General features: G+C 66.1%; 16 protein-coding genes and 1 pseudogene. 10 read left to right on the plus strand and 7 right to left on the minus strand.

The window, feature by feature from the left end:
• The first annotated feature begins 178 nt into the window (after positions 1 to 178).
• The 7 genes and pseudogenes from ACPCXD_RS20665 to ACPCXD_RS20695 all read left to right on the plus strand — a co-directional run bounded on the left by ACPCXD_RS20665 (position 179) and on the right by ACPCXD_RS20695 (position 6,015).
• Complete coding sequence (locus tag ACPCXD_RS20665; RefSeq protein ID WP_071934625.1) at positions 179 to 1,159, plus strand: ABC transporter substrate-binding protein; 981 nt, start codon at positions 179 to 181, stop codon at positions 1,157 to 1,159.
• Position 1,160: 1 nt separating this feature from the next.
• Complete coding sequence (locus ACPCXD_RS20670; protein ID WP_229567655.1) at positions 1,161 to 2,039, plus strand: ABC transporter permease; 879 nt, start codon at positions 1,161 to 1,163, stop codon at positions 2,037 to 2,039.
• Positions 2,036 to 2,812 (plus strand): ABC transporter permease, encoded by a 777-nt coding sequence (locus ACPCXD_RS20675; RefSeq protein WP_088896756.1) that lies wholly within the window; start codon positions 2,036 to 2,038, stop codon positions 2,810 to 2,812. Before ACPCXD_RS20670 ends, ACPCXD_RS20675 begins: the two co-directional genes overlap by 4 nt.
• A complete protein-coding gene (locus ACPCXD_RS20680) occupies positions 2,812 to 3,612 on the plus strand; it encodes an ABC transporter ATP-binding protein (RefSeq protein ID WP_016694258.1) in 801 nt (266 codons plus the stop codon). Before ACPCXD_RS20675 ends, ACPCXD_RS20680 begins: the two co-directional genes overlap by 1 nt.
• A gap of 10 nt (positions 3,613 to 3,622) precedes the next feature.
• A complete protein-coding gene (locus ACPCXD_RS20685; RefSeq protein ID WP_229567658.1) occupies positions 3,623 to 4,801 on the plus strand; it encodes a flavin reductase in 1,179 nt (392 codons plus the stop codon).
• Positions 4,801 to 4,905 (plus strand): annotated as a pseudogene (locus ACPCXD_RS20690) (VOC family protein); the annotation flags it as partial. The gene ACPCXD_RS20685 and the pseudogene ACPCXD_RS20690, both read left to right, overlap by 1 nt.
• Positions 4,906 to 4,959: 54 nt before the next feature.
• The gene (locus ACPCXD_RS20695; protein WP_423661087.1) at positions 4,960 to 6,015 is read left to right on the plus strand and encodes a VOC family protein; all 1,056 of its coding nucleotides are present in this window, start codon (positions 4,960 to 4,962) and stop codon (positions 6,013 to 6,015) included.
• A 192-nt stretch (positions 6,016 to 6,207) separates the two neighbouring features.
• Here the strand turns inward: ACPCXD_RS20695 and ACPCXD_RS20700 are convergent, their stop codons facing one another.
• From ACPCXD_RS20700 to ACPCXD_RS20725, 6 genes are all read right to left on the minus strand, one after another.
• The gene (locus ACPCXD_RS20700; protein WP_423661076.1) at positions 6,208 to 6,570 is read right to left on the minus strand and encodes a hypothetical protein; all 363 of its coding nucleotides are present in this window, start codon (positions 6,568 to 6,570) and stop codon (positions 6,208 to 6,210) included.
• Between the two features lie 15 nt (positions 6,571 to 6,585).
• Complete coding sequence (locus ACPCXD_RS20705) at positions 6,586 to 7,170, minus strand: DUF3558 domain-containing protein (protein ID WP_423661077.1); 585 nt, start codon at positions 7,168 to 7,170, stop codon at positions 6,586 to 6,588.
• Positions 7,171 to 7,499: 329 nt separating this feature from the next.
• Positions 7,500 to 7,859: a hypothetical protein gene (locus tag ACPCXD_RS20710; RefSeq protein WP_071934629.1), complete on the minus strand. Its 360-nt coding sequence runs from the start codon at positions 7,857 to 7,859 to the stop codon at positions 7,500 to 7,502.
• A 25-nt stretch (positions 7,860 to 7,884) separates the two neighbouring features.
• Positions 7,885 to 8,472: a DUF3558 domain-containing protein gene (locus tag ACPCXD_RS20715; RefSeq protein WP_229567665.1), complete on the minus strand. Its 588-nt coding sequence runs from the start codon at positions 8,470 to 8,472 to the stop codon at positions 7,885 to 7,887.
• 143 nt (positions 8,473 to 8,615) lie between these two features.
• A complete protein-coding gene (locus ACPCXD_RS20720) occupies positions 8,616 to 9,044 on the minus strand; it encodes a hypothetical protein (protein ID WP_229567666.1) in 429 nt (142 codons plus the stop codon).
• A gap of 383 nt (positions 9,045 to 9,427) precedes the next feature.
• A complete protein-coding gene (locus ACPCXD_RS20725) occupies positions 9,428 to 10,426 on the minus strand; it encodes an alpha/beta fold hydrolase (RefSeq protein ID WP_423661078.1) in 999 nt (332 codons plus the stop codon).
• Between ACPCXD_RS20725 and ACPCXD_RS20730 the strand changes: the two genes are divergently transcribed.
• A complete protein-coding gene (locus ACPCXD_RS20730; RefSeq protein WP_423661079.1) occupies positions 10,413 to 11,042 on the plus strand; it encodes a TetR/AcrR family transcriptional regulator in 630 nt (209 codons plus the stop codon). The genes ACPCXD_RS20725 and ACPCXD_RS20730 overlap by 14 nt on opposite strands.
• 82 nt (positions 11,043 to 11,124) lie before the next feature.
• Positions 11,125 to 13,923, plus strand: a complete 2,799-nt coding sequence (locus ACPCXD_RS20735) for an aconitate hydratase (RefSeq protein ID WP_423661080.1) — start codon at positions 11,125 to 11,127, stop codon at positions 13,921 to 13,923.
• A 24-nt stretch (positions 13,924 to 13,947) separates the two neighbouring features.
• On the opposite strand, the gene ACPCXD_RS20740 is transcribed toward ACPCXD_RS20735, so the two are convergent.
• On the minus strand, positions 13,948 to 14,859 hold the full coding sequence (locus ACPCXD_RS20740; RefSeq protein ID WP_423661081.1) for a LysR family transcriptional regulator: 912 nt from the start codon (positions 14,857 to 14,859) through the stop codon (positions 13,948 to 13,950).
• A 175-nt stretch (positions 14,860 to 15,034) separates the two neighbouring features.
• Between ACPCXD_RS20740 and ACPCXD_RS20745 the strand changes: the two genes are divergently transcribed.
• Complete coding sequence (locus ACPCXD_RS20745) at positions 15,035 to 16,240, plus strand: glutamate dehydrogenase (protein ID WP_229567676.1); 1,206 nt, start codon at positions 15,035 to 15,037, stop codon at positions 16,238 to 16,240.
• Positions 16,241 to 16,280 lie beyond the last annotated feature (40 nt).

Here is a 16,280-nt window from a genome sequence, read left to right on the forward strand (position 1 = left end):
GGTTGCAATCACCCAATGGAATTTCGGTTCCCCCGCCGCCCCGGCCCTGGCAGATTCAGCAGCATTCGTTGCGGTGCTGCCGGTGCCGACCGGGCCTGATGTCGACGAACGGACGAGCAGTCCCGCCCCCTCGACGCCCGTTCCCCACCTGTACAGCGACTTCTTCCCAAGGAGCCCCATGAACATCACGAAGTTCCCGCGCCCGCTCAAGGTGCTCGCCCTCGGCGCACTGGCCTCGCTCGCGCTGACCGCGTGCGGCGGATCCAGCGACGCCGACACCGCCGGCGACGGCACCGTGCGCGTCGCCGTGTTCCCGAGCTTCAACGCCCTCGGACCGCGTACCGCCGACCTCGAAGGAGTCTTCGACAAGCACGGCCTCGACGTCGAGCTCGTCACCGTCGCGACGCCCGGCGAGGCCACCCCTCAGCTGCTCGGCGGGAAGATCGACTTCGCCCTCATGGACATGGTCAGCCCGATCATCGCCAAGACCGAAGGCGTCGACCTCGTGATGGCCGCTCCGGGAGCCGTGGGAGCCCCCGCGAAGGACGACGGTCTGACCAGCGGACGTTTCTGGGTCCGGGCGGACAGCCCCATCCAGAGTGTCGCCGACCTCGAGAACGCCACCTTCGGCATCCCGCAGACCAAGGGCCAGCTGTGGCTCGACGTGCGTGAGGCCATCGACAACGCCGGCGGTGACTCGTCGAAGACCGAGTTCGTCGAGGTGCCCAACACCCTCGCCGCACTCCGCTCCGGCAGCGTCGACGTCGTCACCACCGCGGAGCCCTCCGGCACCGCCACCCTCAACGATCCGGATCTGCGCGTCCTCGACCACTTCGTCAACGCCGGCGGCGACCTGTCGTACGCCTACGTGACCACCCCGCGCTACGCCGCGGAGAACGCCGAGAACGTCGAGAAGTTCCGCGACGCGGTCGTCGAGGCCAACACCATGCTCGCCGAGCAGGACGGTCTCGCCGCCGAGGTCGCCGCGACCTACATCGAGGTCGATCCCGCGATCCTGTCGCAGGCCATCTACCCGAAGTTCCCGACGACCCCGATCACCGAGGACAACATCAACTCCACCCTCGACCGGATGGTCCGTTACGGCCTGGTCCAGGAGGCGGACGCTCCCGCTCCCGGCGACATGATCGTGGGTGGCTGACATGAGCCCCACCGCCACCGCGAATGCGCCCGGGGCAGCTCGGGAGGTGACCCCACCGCGCCCCGCCGGTTCGATCGGACGTGCCGCAGCACGCAAGCGCAAGACGATGTCCGCGCGGCTCACCTCCGCTGCCGGCAAGCTCGTCGCCCTCGCGATCGTCGTCGTCGCCTGGCACGTGTTCGTCACCGGACCGGGCAAGGCCTCGGGCATCCCGACGCCACTCCAGCTGATCGAGACCGGCGCCGACCTCGTCGTCACCGGCCAGTACTGGGACGCCGTCGGCAACACCCTGCTGACCGCCCTGATCGGCTTCGGGCTCTCCGTGCTGATCGGTGTTCCGCTCGGTTTGGTCAACGGCACCTACCGCAAGGTCGAGCAGAGCACCTCGTTCGTCGTCGACTTCGGACGCACGATCCCCGGTGTCGCGATCCTGCCGCTGGTGCTGCTGCTGTTCGGCGGCACCCGCACCATGGCCGTCGTCCTGGTGATGTTCAGCGCCGTCTGGCCGATCCTCGTCCAGTCGACTTACGCAGCACAGCAGCTGTCGTCGCAGATGAAGCAGGTGGCCCGGGCGTTCCGCCTGTCGCCGGCGAGCCGCATCCGGGACATCTACCTCCCGTCGTCGATGCCGTTCCTCATGACGGGTCTGCGTATCGCCGCGACCATCAGCCTCCTGATCACGATCTCCGCCGAGTTCCTCGGTGGTGCGGACGGCATCGGCCAGCGCCTCTACCAAGCCCTGACCGTCGACGACACCCAGCGGATGTTCGTCTACGTGTTCACCGCCGGTGTACTCGGTATCTGCCTGAACCGTCTTCTCGTTCTCGCGCAGAGCCGCGTGCTGTGGTGGCACCCGTCCGAAAGGGTGAACAAGCCGTGACCGTCGTACGCCGCCTCGCATGGGAGCTGTGGCTCCCCGTCCTGCTCATCGCACTGTGGGCAATCTTCAGTGCCACCAGCACCGACCCCTACTTCCCGCCGCTGTCGGAGATCCTCGACAAGTTCGCCGACGTGTGGTTCTTCGAGGGCATCCGCACCGAGATCTGGCCGAGTCTCCAGCGACTGTTCGTCGGCTTCGCACTCGCCTGCGTCGCCGGTGTCGGCCTCGGACTGGCGCTCGGCGTCATGACCCGCGTCGACAACGCGGTGCGACCCATCGTCGAATTCCTCCGTGCCACACCGGGCGTCGCGATCCTTCCCGTGATGATCCTGCTGCTCGGCCTCGGTGACTCGATGAAGATCGCCATCATCGCCCTCGTCGCGACCTGGCCGATCCTGCTCAACACCATCGACGGTGTCCGCTCCGTCGAACCCGTCCTGCACCAGGTCACCGCCAGCTACCGCATCACGCTCGCGGACCGGATCCGCTTCGTGATCCTGCCCGCCGCGTCGCCGCAGATCTTCGCGGGTGCACGCACCGCGCTGGCGATCTCCATCGTCGCGATGGTCGTCGCCGAGATGGTCGGTACCCCCGGCGGCATCGGCTACTACATCCTCGACGCACAACGTGGATTCAAGATCACCTCGATGTGGGCGGGCATCATCGCGCTGGGGATCCTCGGCTACCTGCTCAACAAGCTCTTCGCGCTCGTCGAGCGTCGCGTGCTGGCCTGGCATGCGGGCATGACCGCGCACAACCGTGGAGGCAAATGATGACCACTACCGAAGCGACCAAGCCCGAGACCCGCACGGGTACGGTGCTCGAAGTACGCGGTCTCGGACACAGCTACGGCGGACCGCAGATCTTCGAAGGCCTCGACTTCACCGTCGGCAAGGGTGAATTCGTGTGCATCGTCGGCCCGTCCGGCGTCGGCAAGAGCACCCTGCTGCAGTGCCTGACCGGACTCATCCGCCCCAGCGAAGGCGACATCCTCTTCGAGGGCAAGCGCGTCACCGAACCCCCGGAAGGCCTCGCGATCGTCTTCCAGGACTACAGCCGGTCGCTGATGCCGTGGCTGTCGGTCATCGACAACGTCGCCCTGCCGCTGCGCTCGGCCGGCGTCAAGAAGGCCGAACGCCTCAAGCAGGCACGGCAGGCGCTCGTCGAGGTCGGCCTGAGCGACGTCGCCCAGGCGTACCCGTGGCAGCTGTCCGGCGGCATGCAGCAGCGCGTCGCCATCGCCCGCGCCCTCGCGTCGAACCCGCGCGCGATCATCATGGACGAGCCGTTCGCCTCCGTCGACGCGCAGACCCGCGCCGACCTCGAGGACCTCGTGCTGCGTGTCCGCGACCATCTCGGACTGACGGTCATGCTGGTCACCCACGACATCGACGAGGCCGTCTACCTCGCCGACACCGTGCTCGCACTGTCCGGTCGTCCCGCGCGCGTCACCGCGATGCTCCCGATCGACCTGCCGCAGCCGCGCGACCAGCTGTCGACGAAGGCACTGCCGGAGTTCGCCGACCTGCGCGCCGAGGTCTACACCCTCATCCGCAACCCGGCGACCGCGTAGGGGAGAGGTCATGCAGATCCACGGCACGATCGACCCCGCGCGCTTCCGCCAGACCCTCGGGCACTATCCGACCGGCGTCGCGGTCATCACCGCGATCGACGCCGACGGGCAGCCCGTGGGCATGGTGGTCGGTTCGTTCACCTCGGTGTCGCTGGACCCACCGATCGTGGCGTACCTGCCCACCCGCGAGTCGCGCACCTACGCGCGGCTCCGCACGAGCAGCCACTTCTGCGTCAACGTGCTCGCCGCCGACCAGCGTGAACTCTGCGGGCGGTTCGCCGCCCGCGGCGACGACAAGTTCGCGGGTGTCGAGTGGACGCCGGCGCCGTCGGGATCCCCCATCCTCGACGGAGCCGTCACCTGGATCGACTGCGAGGTCGCCGACGAACTCGAAGGTGGCGATCACTTCATCGTCATGGGCCGTGTGCAGGACCTCGACGTGGCCCGCCCGACGCTGCCGCTGCTGTTCTTCCAGGGCGGATACGGAAGGTTCTCCCTGCCGACCTCCGTCGCACCCGCCGACCCGGAACTCATCCGGGGCGTGCGCATGGCCGAGGCGGCCCGCGGCGGACTCGAAGCGCTCGCCGCGGGCGTCGGCGCGGACTGCGGTGTGCTCGCACGCGTCGGCGACGAAGCGGTCTTCGTGATGACCGAGAACCATTCCGGTGATCCCGATGCCGTCGAGATCGGACAGCGGATTCCTCTGATCCCGCCGCTCGGCACCGTCTTCCACAGCCAGGCCTCCGACGACGAAGTGCAGCAGTGGCTCGGCCGTGCCGGAAGGAACGACGACACAGCAGCTTTCGTCTCGAACCTCGAGAAGGTCCGTGACCGCGGCTACTCGATGTCGCTCATGCCCGAAACCGAGCTCGCTCGCGTGTCCGTGATGAACGACTACTCGGGATGCGACGTCCTGCCCGAGCACGACCGCCGGATGAAGCAGATGATCTCCGGCACCGCGTCGCTGTACGAACCCGACATCGACCCCGACGGCACGTACGACCTGCACTCGGTCGTCGTCCCCGTCCCCGACCCTGAGGGACGCACCCGCATCGCACTGCGACTGTCCCGGCTTCCGCGCGCCGCGTCCGGTGACCAGGTGCTGCGCTGGATCGACGATCTGCGATCCGTCGCCGCCGGCACCGCCGAGGCTCTCGCCGCGCGCACCCCATCGACCAAGGAGAAATGATGAACGCTCGAGTCAGGGCACTGGGATACGCGGTCGTCCGCGCGAAGGACCTCGACGAGTGGGTTTCCTTCGGTTCCGAACTCCTCGGCCTGCAGGTCGCCTACCGCGACGACGACCGGATGCTGATGCGGATGGACGAGTACGCCTACCGCCTCGACGTGCGGCGTTCCGACGACCCGGGTGTCACCGCGCTCGGCTGGGACGTCGGCGGACCGGAAGCTCTCGAGGAACTGTCGAAGCGCCTCGTCGACGCCGGCTACCACGTCGAGTCGGTCGACTCCTCCGTGATCGAGGAGCGGCAGGTCATGGATCTCGTCCGCTTCCGCGACCCCGAGGACGTCATCGACCACGAGTTGTTCTGGGGTCTGCGCAACGCCCTCGACAAGTTCGTCTCGCCCACGGGCGCGAACTTCGTCGCGAGCGACATCGGTTTCGGGCACGCCTTCCAGGCGCTGCACGGCGATGCGAAGGTCTACGACCGCCTGTTCCGGGACATCCTCGGTTTCCGGCTCAGCGACCACATCGACATGCCGGGCTCGGTGGGCACCTTCCTGCACTGCAACCCGCGCCACCATTCGTTCGCGTATGCCCATGCGCCGCACCGGAACAAGGGCATCGGGCACCTGATGTTCGAGATCGACGACCTCGATCTGCTGGGCCGCCAGTGGGACAAGGTGGAGGACAGCGACATCCCGATCCTCTCCACCCTCGGCAAGCACACGAACGACAAGATGATCTCGTTCTACGTCCGCAGCCCTTCGGGTTCGGCATCGAGTACGGCGTCGGCGGTATTCTCATCGACGACGAGAACTGGCTCCCCACCCGCTACGGTTCCGCTCACTACTGGGGTCACCGCCGCCCGCAGGGCTAGTACTCGGTTCTGTGCAGTCGTAGGAGCGCGGAATGGTCATCGGTGCTCGTTATTGCGCGCGCTGGTGACCATTTCGCGCTTCGCTGTTGGGGGTCGGTGGCGGCGCAGGGGTGCTTCCTCACTGCATCCGCTCGCGGATTTGCCGATTGCACGCGCCGCAACCGTAGCGAATGGCCAACCGACGAGCGGATGGAAGTCGTATCAGTTGTTCCCCTTGCCTGTTCGACCCCGATCGGTTGTCGGCCGGATGCCAACACAACTGCTCGAGCGCGCGAAATGGTCATCGGTGCGCGTTATTGCGCGCTCTGATGACCATTTCCCGCTTCGCTGCCGGGGTCGGTGATGGCGCTGGGGCATCTTCTCACTGCATCCGCTCGCGAAATTGCCATTTGCGCCTGTCGTAACTGTAGCGAATGACGAACCTGCGAGCGGATGGAAGTCGAATCAGCTGTTCCCCTTGCCTATTCGGTCCCGATCGATTGTCGGCCGACAACAACGCAACTACTCGAACGCGCGAAATGGTCATCGGTGTGTGTTATTGCGCGCTCCGATGATCATTTCCCGCTCCGCTGTCGGGGTCGGTGGCGGCGAGTTGGCGGGCCCAATCGGATTCGGTGTCGAGGAATACTTCTCCGCCGGTTGCGAAGGCGTCGCGGAGTTGGGTGAGTGCCCGGGTGAACTGTTCGATGCGTTCGACTGCGGATTCCGGTGTGCCTGAGGCTTTGCGCTTGTAACCGGCCGCGAGCTGTTGCGCTGACGCGAAGTCCCCGAAGCCCTCGACGTTGAGCAGCCTACGCGCTGTCTCCTGTGACTCGTCGAATTCATCAAGCATGACCTTGCATATCCTGAGGATCTCGTTCACGACATGCGGCTCGAGTCGGGTGAAACCGGATGGCATAGCGCTCCTCGTGGATCAGTTGAGAAAGGGTTCGATCGACGCGACGAGTTCCTCGAACCCGTCACACCACACCTCGATGGGCGGACGAATTACGGAGTCCGAGTGGTAGAGCCTGTCGAAGATGACGATTCCGAAGTTTGTTTCCAGGACATACGTGCAGGCGAGTGACGCCGACGGGTCGACTCGTAGCAGTGCACCCCGGCCATTGATCGATGTCGGTTCGGAAATGTGCCCGTTCTTCTTAGCTTCCTCTTCGAGGGTGACATTCCCCGCCAGGACGTTGAGCCCGAATCCACGCCTGACACCAGGGATGTAGTCGTCCTTCTTGTAAAGACACCCCAGAAAGGTGTACGTCCCCATCGGCATGTCCGCGAGCTCTTTCTTCCCCGCGTCGTACCCGGCCGCGTGCATGACGTCGTCGGGGATGTCGTAGCAGGGGTCGAAGGTGACGGGGGGTCTGCCGGAGTCGTCGGTGATGCGCGGGGTCCGGGTGCCCGACGTGGAAGCCTCGTCGCTCGTGGCCGGCTCCGTCGAACCCGGACTGCACGCCGTCGCCACTACCGCCAGTGCTGCGAGCGCGACTGTTCCCCACCTACCCATGCGACCCCCCGATCGATTTGTCGGCAGACGCTAACACAACGGCTCGGCCCAGCACTCCGGAGCGCGAACTAGTCACAAGAGCGCGTTGTAGCGCGCTCCGATGACCATTCCCGCTCCGCGCGCCCATAGGTATCTGCAGGGTGGCCTGATTCACAGGATCGGATTGATTATGACCGCAATCGCAGATACTGTCTGCACCGTTCCGAATAGCCAACGGGCGAGTGGATGGAAGTCGCATCGGTTGTTCCCCTTGCCCATTCGACCCCGATCGAATGCCGGCCGGACGCCGACACAACCGATCGAGCGCGCGAAGTGGTCAGAGGCGCGCGTTATTGCGCGCTCTGATGACCGTTTCCCGCTCCGCTGTCGGGGTCGGCGATGGCGAGTTGACGGGCCCAGTCGGATTCGGTGTCGAGGAAGGCTTCTCCGCCGGTTGCGAAGGCGTCGCGGAGTTGCAGGAGTGCGTCGGTGAACTGCTGAATGCGTTCGACGGCAGATTCAGGGCTGCCGGCGGCTTTACGTCTATAACCGGCCGCGAGTTGTTGGGCGGACACGAAATCGCCGAATCCACGGACATCTAGGAGTTTCGCCGCTGTTGCCTCGGCATCCTTGAATTCTCGAAGCATCACCACGCAGATGCGGACAATCTCGTCGACGACGTGTGGGTCGAGCCTAGCGAAGTCGTTCATCGAAGGGCTTTCGGATAGATGACGGTCATGTGGGGATGAAGGGCTCGATCGACGTCGTGAGCTCCTCCAAGCCCGTGCACCACTCCTCGATCGGAGCGGATCCCGGATAATCCGGGTGGTAGATCCGCGTGAGCATGATCAGACCGAACCGGGTTTCTACGACGTACTTACAGGTGTTGCGCCGGCCTGGGTCGACTTCGAGAAGGGTGCGCCGGCCGTTGATGAAAAGTGGCGTGGCGATGTGAGCGCTATTCTCGAGTTCTTCGTCGAGTGTCACGTTGCCGGCGAGGATGTTGAGGCTGTATCCAAGGCTGATGCCAGCAATTTCGTTGTCGTCGTGGTAGGTGCATCCGAGGAAGGTGTACGTCCCCATCGGCATGTCCGCGAGCTCTTTCTTCGCCGCGTCATACCCCGCCGCGTTCATGATCTCGTCGGGGATGTCGTAGCAGGGGTCGAAGGAGACGGGCGGTCGGCCGGAGTCGTCGGTGATGCGCGGGGTTCGGGTCGTCGATGTCGTTGTCTCGTCGCCTGCGGTATCGTCCGCGACGCTCGGACTGCACGCCGTCGCCGCTACCGCCGCTGCAGCGAGCGCGACTGTACCCCATCTGCCCATGCGACCCCCCGATCGATTGTCGGGCAGACGTTAACACAACGGCTCAGGGCGTCGCTGTCGGGTTGTAGCGACTGGGCGGATCGTCATACTCGAATGCCCTCAGCTCCAAGGAGCCGAGGGCATTCGATGGAATCGTCTGTTCGCTACGATGCGATGGCGTAGTTGAAGCCGCCAGAGCGATCGCGACTTTCCTCCCGCGCAATTAGAGTCCGGTTGGGCGGGGCGCCGGTGCTTCCCGAGAAGAGCGGGTAGGACACCGAGTAGATCGCCGCGTATACGTAGTGCGAGTGATCGTTGGCAATCGAGGACCAGACATACGAATCGGACTCGATGCCGACCTCGATCGCCCCGCAGTAGACCTTCCCGTCGAAGTCGGGCAAGCTGACGATCTTCTCGACCATGCCGTATCGGTCGTAGTAGGTGACTTCGTTGTTGTGCTGGTTAGCGCTGCAGAACACGTACTCGACCGCGCTGCCGGAAATCGTCGCTGCCTGAGCTGCAGGTGCAGTGAGTACGACAGTGCCCGTAGCGAGAGTTGCCGCAGCAGCGAGCGTTCCGATGAACTTCTTCATTGAATCCAATCCTTGTGTGAATGCTGTCGGTCGAGCGCACCCCGCCCTGGATGTGGGCTGCAGTCCGTATGCGGACGGGGTGGGAGGGTGTTTGGCGTGGCGGCTTATGGCCGCGGGTCGTCGACTCCTCCACCAGTTCGCGTTTCCCCACCCAGGGGACTGCGCACTGAGATCCGTCCTCGTCGACTCGGGGCAGGCCGGGGATGAGGCGGCCGCGAGCCGGCGGGCAGGTTCAATGCAATGTCCGTTCTGTGTGGAATGACCGTATGGGTGTCGCACCTGCCGCCACACGCGTTACACAAAGCCCCCACCCGAGAGCGCGAAATGGTCATCGGTGCGCGCAACAACGCGCGCCGATGACCATTTCGCGCTCCGCTACCGCGTCAGTCCTGCTCGACCCGGCGCCAGAACTCAGGCAGTTCCGAGTTCAGTCGATCCTTCGCCTGCATGGGGAGCGAGTGGGTCGTGTCGGGGAAGACCAGAACCGCAGCATCGGCGAGTTGCTGTGCCCGAGCTGCTGCCTTCTCGCCGCCGGCGAGCGAATCGCGCTCTGCGATAGCGATATAGGTGGGCATGCTCAATGCGCGGAGCTCGGCGTCGCTCAACGGTGACGGGGTCGGTAGTGCGGCGGAGAAGTGCTGTGAGGCCTCCGAGATCATTGTGGCCATGGGGTCGTCGGAGTCGTAGTCGTCGACACCTCCGACCCTCGCGAGTGCGGTGTCCCGCCAACTGTTCGGGAGGCCCGGCAGCGTCGATACCGACGCCCAGAACAACATTCGCGCTGGGGGATAGCCGAAGGTGAACACAGGCTCGAGCAGGGTCAGTGAACGGACCTTCTCAGGGAACTGTTTCGCGTAGGACGCTGCGCTCGCCCCGCCGAAGGAATGTCCGACGACATGAGCGGTCTCCACTCCGAGACCTGAGAGCGTGTCGTCGATCCACAGCGCCTGGTCGTCGGTGGAGGTCAACGGTGCGGCCTGGACGGACAGGCCTGCGTCACCGAGCGCATCGAACGCGAGAACGCGGTGCTCGGGAAGAAAGCCCGGGAGATTCTCGCCCCACATCGGCACGCCAGACGCCCGGCCCGGAACGAGGACGACGGGAACGGAGTCGGCCGTCTGCGGCGACGTCCATTCGTAGACGCGGACCGTGCCGAACCGGGTGGGGACGTCGTGAACCTCGGAAGGTGTCGGCAGCGTGGACATCGCTCGCTCATAGGTGGCGACGTAACTGTCCCGACCGTCGGCGCTGCGGAAGTGGCCGACGCCCGGCGCGCCGAAGAGGAACTGGTAGGCGGCGACCAGGCCAACGACTGCGAGTACCGCGACCACTACGAGACCGGCGCGCCGAAGAACTCTCCTCGATCGAATGTGCTGGGTCATCGGGACCCCCGATTGTCGACGTTGCAATATGTTCATATTGTATCGTGTCATCATGCCGAGAGTCGTCGACCATGCGCAACGCCGTCGGGAGATCGTGTACGCGCTGTGGGCGGTCATCCACGAGCGAGGGATCGACGGCGTGACTTTCCAGGCGGTGGCGGCCGCCGGGGGAGTGTCGATCGGCCGGATCCAGCATTACTTCGATTCCAAGGAACACCTGATCCGCACGGGCGCCGAATACATGGTCGCCGAAGCCGAAAAGCGCTACGAACGAGCAGAATCCGATCCGCGGGCAGCACTCGTCGCCCTTCTTGCTCAACCCGTCCCGACGGACGAAGCCGGACGCCTCGGAGTTTCTGTCTGGTACGCCTACCTCGCCAAGTCCGCGAGCGATCCCTGGATCCGCGCCTTCCTGGAAGAGTCGACACGGGGAACCAGAGAGGAGGCCCGACGACTCCTCGAAGAACTGGGTATGCCACCCGAGAAAGCAGCCGAAGTAGCCACGCGCCTCGTCGCGCTCAGCAACGGCGTCACACAAGCCGTGCTGGTCGGTGTCACGGAACCACCCGACGGCATCGCTCTCATCACTGACGAGATCGCCCGCACGACCACCTGAACCCTCCCCGTGATTGCCGCGCGGCGGAACGGGCTACCCATTCGGGTAACCACCGGAAACATCGCAGTCGGGAGGCACGTTCATGAGTGACGACAGTTTCGGCGCACGCGACACCCTGAAGGTCGACGACACCGACTATCGGATCTATCGCATCGACAAGGTCCCGGGCTCGGAGCGACTGCCCTACAGCCTCAAGGTGCTGCTGGAGAACCTGCTGCGCACCGAGGACGGGCGGCTCGTCACCCGGGAGCAGATCGAGGCCGTCGCGGGTTGGGATCCGAAGTCGACGCACAACCCGGAGATCCAGTTCTCCCCGGCACGCGTCCTCATGCAGGACTTCACCGGCGTGCCGTGCGTCGTGGACCTCGTCGCGATGCGCGACGCCATGACCCAGCAGGGCGGCGACCCGAAGCGCATCAACCCCCTGATCCCCACCGAATTGGTCATCGACCATTCGGTGATCGCCGACGTCTTCGGCACCGAGGATGCCTTCCGGATCAACACCGACCTCGAGTTCCAGCGCAACCGCGAGCGCTACGAGCTGCTGCGCTGGGCGCAGGGTGCCTTCGACGACTTCAAGGTGGTCCCGCCCGGCACCGGCATCTGCCACCAGGTGAACCTCGAGTACCTGGCCCGCGTCGTCTTCACGCGGGAGGACGAAGACGGCGGGCTCGTCGCCTATCCCGACTCGCTCGTCGGCACCGACTCGCACACCCCCATGATCAACGGCCTCGGCGTCGTCGGCTGGGGTGTCGGCGGCATCGAAGCCGAGGCGGCGATGCTGGGACAGCCGGCGTCGATGCTGATCCCGCAGGTCGTCGGCTTCAAGCTCACCGGTGAACTGCAGGAGGGCACCACGGCGACCGACCTCGTGCTCACCGTCGCCGAGATGCTCCGCAAGACGGGCGTGGTCGGCAAGTTCGTCGAGTTCTTCGGCCCCGGCGTCGCCAATGTGCCGCTCGCCAACCGCGCGACCATCGGCAACATGAGCCCCGAATACGGCTCGACGATCTCGATCTTCCCGATCGACGACGCCACCCTCGACTACCTGCGCCTCACCGGTCGCGACGACCAGCAGATCCGCCTCGTCGAGGCGTATGCGAAGGAACAGGGCCTGTGGCACGACCCCGATCGCGAACCCGACTACAGCGAGGTCGTCGAACTGGATCTGTCGAAGGTCCGGCCGTCCGTCGCCGGCCCGAAGCGACCGCAGGACCGCATCCCCGTCGCCCTCGCGCCGAAGGCTGTGACCTCGCTGCTCAACGGTGAGGAGGTGCCCGACGTCGTCTCCCGCGTCCAGGACTCGGGTGTCGACGAAGGCGTGCTCGAATCGTTCCCCGCCAGCGACCCGGTGTCGGTGCGCAGCGAGGACTCCCGCGACGAGCCGCGCGATCCGGTGCCCGACGAGGCCGACACCTCGGCGCCGCCGTCGAAGAAGGTCCCGGTGCGTGTCGGGGACGGCGACGAGTTCGAACTCGACAACGGGCACGTGGTGATCGCGGCGATCACGTCGTGCACTAACACGTCGAACCCCTCGGTGATGATCGGTGCGGCGCTGCTCGCCAAGAAGGCCGTGGAGAAGGGGCTGCGGAGCAAGCCGTGGGTGAAGACGTCGCTGGCTCCGGGGTCGCGGATCGTCACCGACTACTACGAGCGCTCGGGTCTGACGCCGTATCTCGACAAGCTCGGCTTCAACCTCGTCGGTTACGGCTGCACGACCTGCATCGGCAACTCCGGTCCGCTTCCCGACGAGATCGCGGCCGCGATCGACGAGCACGACATCAACGTCTCAGCCGTTCTGTCCGGCAACCGCAATTTCGAGGGACGTATCCATCCGCAGACGAAGATGAACTTCCTCGCGTCGCCGCCGCTGGTGATCGCCTACGCGTTGGCCGGGTCGATGCTCGTCGACCTCTTCAACGACCCGCTCGGCACCGACAGCGAGGGCAACGACGTCTACCTGCGCGACATCTGGCCCACGACGCAGGAGATCCAGGAGGTCATCGACGACGCGGTGCGCGCGGAGATGTTCGAGACCGGCTACCAGGACGTCTACACCGGCGACGAGACGTGGCGAAATCTCGACGTGCCCGACAGTGAGGTGTTCGAGTGGAAGGACGAGTCGACGTACGTGCGGCGTCCTCCCTACTTCGAGGACATGTCGTCGGAGCCCGAACCGCTGAGCGACATCGAGGGCGCGCGGGTACTCGCGCTGCTCGGTGACTCGGTGACCACCGACCACATTTCGCCGGCCGGTGCGATTCGACGCGACAGCCCTGCCGGTCGCTATCTGCAGGAGCACGGCGTCGAGCAGGCCGACTTCAACTCCTACGGGTCGCGGCGTGGCAACCACGAGGTGATGATCCGCGGCACCTTCGCCAACATCCGGCTGCGCAACCAGCTGGTGCCGGACGTCGAAGGCGGCGTCACCCGCTACCTGCCGACCGACGAGCAGATGAGCATCTACGACGCCGCGCAGAAGTACGCGGAGGACGGCACCCCGCTGGTCGTGCTCGCGGGCGCGGAGTACGGATCGGGTTCGTCGCGTGACTGGGCAGCCAAGGGCACGCTGCTGCTGGGCGTGCGCGCGGTGATCGCGCAGTCGTACGAGCGCATCCACCGCTCCAACCTCATCGGCATGGGCGTGCTGCCGCTGCAGTTCCCGGAGGGTGAGTCGGCGCAGAGCCTCGGCCTGACCGGGGAGGAGGAGTTCACCATCACCGGACTGGCGGACAGCGCCGAGATCCCCGAGACCGTGCACGTGAAGGCGGGAGATACGGAGTTCGACGCGACGGTGCGCATCGACACCCCGGCCGAGGCCGAGTACTTCCAGCACGGCGGAATCCTGAAGTACGTGCTGCGTAAGCAGCTCGCGCAGTAGGCAGCGACAGACGGGGGCTGGCGGCTACTGCGCCGCGAGTCCCCGTTCCGCTGCGGCGGTGCGCACCGCGTCGATCACGAGGCGCAGCGGGGGCCGTTCCGACGCGATCCCACGGTGGGCGATGGAGATCGTGCGGAAGAGTGGTTCGGTCAACGCCACCACCTCGACTCCGGGTGGGCTCAACGTCAGCCCGAGATCCGAGACGAGAGTGACGCCCAGCCCCGCGGCGACCATCGACAGCGCTGTCGCCTGCTCACCGACCTCGTGATTGATCCTCGGCTCGAACCCCGCACGCTGACACGCGAGGCTCACCGCGCGACCGAAGTGCGACTTCGGACCGGCCAGCACCCACGGATGCTCGGCGAGGTCGGCGAGCGCGATGGTGCCCGCCGACACCGTCCCGGGCGGCACCGCGGCGTGTAATCGCTCGACCGCGATCACCACCTTGGTCAACTCCGGATCCCACAGCATCGGGTAACCGGAATATTCGATGACGAACGAGAAGTCCAGGGAGCCGTCGCGTACGGCCCCGGCGGTCTCCTCGGGGGCGAGCTCTCTCGTGCGGACCTCGATGCCGGGGTGCTCGGCGGCCAACAACGCCAGCGCGCTGGGGATCAGAGTGGATGCGACGGAGGCCCACACACCGGCGATCAGGCGCGCGCTGACCCCGTCGCGGGTCTGTTCGAGCGCGGTCGTCGCCCGCTCCACCGACTGCAGGATCTCCTCGGCATGTTCGGCGAGCAGCACGCCCGCCTCCGTCAACTGGACTCGACGCCCCCGACGCTCGAAAAGCTTTGCACCGACGTCCCGTTCGAGCTGGGTGAGCTGTTGCGAGACCGCCGAGGTGGTGTAGTGCAGGGCGAGCGCGGCGGCCGTGACGGTACCTCGACGATGCAGTTCTCGAAGCATCCGTAACCGGCGCAGGGACAACTCCATGCCGTCAGCGTAGGGCGCGCCTCCAGACCTGCAACCGCTGTGAGCTCGCGTTGTGTAGAAATCGTGAACTCTCACCTTCGAGTTTCGTAACTGGACGCCCCGCGCTACCCCCGGGCACGCTGGCGTCACCGGCCGAATCGACGTAACGACGGCTCTGACGAACGGGGGACCGCATATGACCACCATGGCAGCACGCGTCGACGCGGTGGACACCCGCAGGGACGAACCTTTCATGCGTCTCACCTGGACGGACCCGGTGACAGGTGCGCACGGCTATCTCGTCGTCCACACCCTGGTGGGCGATCTGGCGACCGGCGGCACCCGCATGCGGGCCGGGTGCACGATGTCGGAGGTCGAGGACCTGGCGCGCGGCATGGCCGCGAAGACCGCGGTGTTCGACCTGCCGGTGGGCGGCGCGAAGGGCGGGATCGACTTCGACCCGAAGGATCCCCGTGCCGTCGACGTGCTGCAGCGCTTCTGCCAGGCGATGCGTCCCTGGTTGAACGCGCACTGGGTCACCGCCGAGGACCTGGGCGTTCCCCAGCATCTCCTCGACGAGGTCTTCGAGCGGCTGGGATTGCATCAGTCCTTCCACGCCGCGATCAGCCGTGCGGCGGACCCGGCGATCACCCTGGACCGGGTGCGCACCTCCCTGAATGCGCCGGTCGACGGCGGTTTCCTGCTGGGCGACGTGATCGGTGGTTACGGCGTCGCGCAGGCCTGCATCGCCACCGCGAACGCATACCGCCGGGCGCCGGCCGAGACCACCGTCGCGATCCAGGGAATCGGCACGATGGGAGGCGGTGCCGCCTGGTACCTGCACGAAGCGGGCATGCGCGTGACCGCCGTCGCCGATGCCGCCGGAACTCTGTATTGCGCTGACGGACTGGATATCCCGGCGCTGCTCGACCTTCGCGACGAGTACGGGGAGATCGACCGGTCCCGCGTCCCGTCGGATGTCGAACAACTGCCGCGCGACGCGGTGATCGGCATTCCCGCCGACATCTTCGTCCCCGCCGCCATCTCCTACGCCATCACGGCGGAGAACGTCGGCCGGGTCGCCGGACGGGTGGTCATCGAGGCCGCGAACTCCGCGACGACGCCCGACGCCGAAGCTGTGCTCACCGGACGCGGCATCCCGGTGATCCCGGATTTCGTCGCCAACGCCGGCGCGGTCGCGTGGGCGTGGTGGGTGCTCCTCGGGTGGGTGGGGACCGAGCCGGAGGATTCGTTCCAGCGCTTGCGCACCGAGATGCTGACCAAGATCACGCTGTTGGTCGAGCGGTGGGCGCTCGATCGGGTGCCGCCGCGGCAGACGGCACGGGAGCTCGGCGCGACCAATCACGGCGTGACGACATCGCGCACGGTCACCATCCCCTGACACCTCCATACAGCACCGTCGCCGTCGATGCAGCTCAGCG

It is taken from the genome of Rhodococcus sp. AB351 (genome assembly GCF_049538275.1).
Taxonomy (GTDB): domain Bacteria; phylum Actinomycetota; class Actinomycetes; order Mycobacteriales; family Mycobacteriaceae; genus Rhodococcus.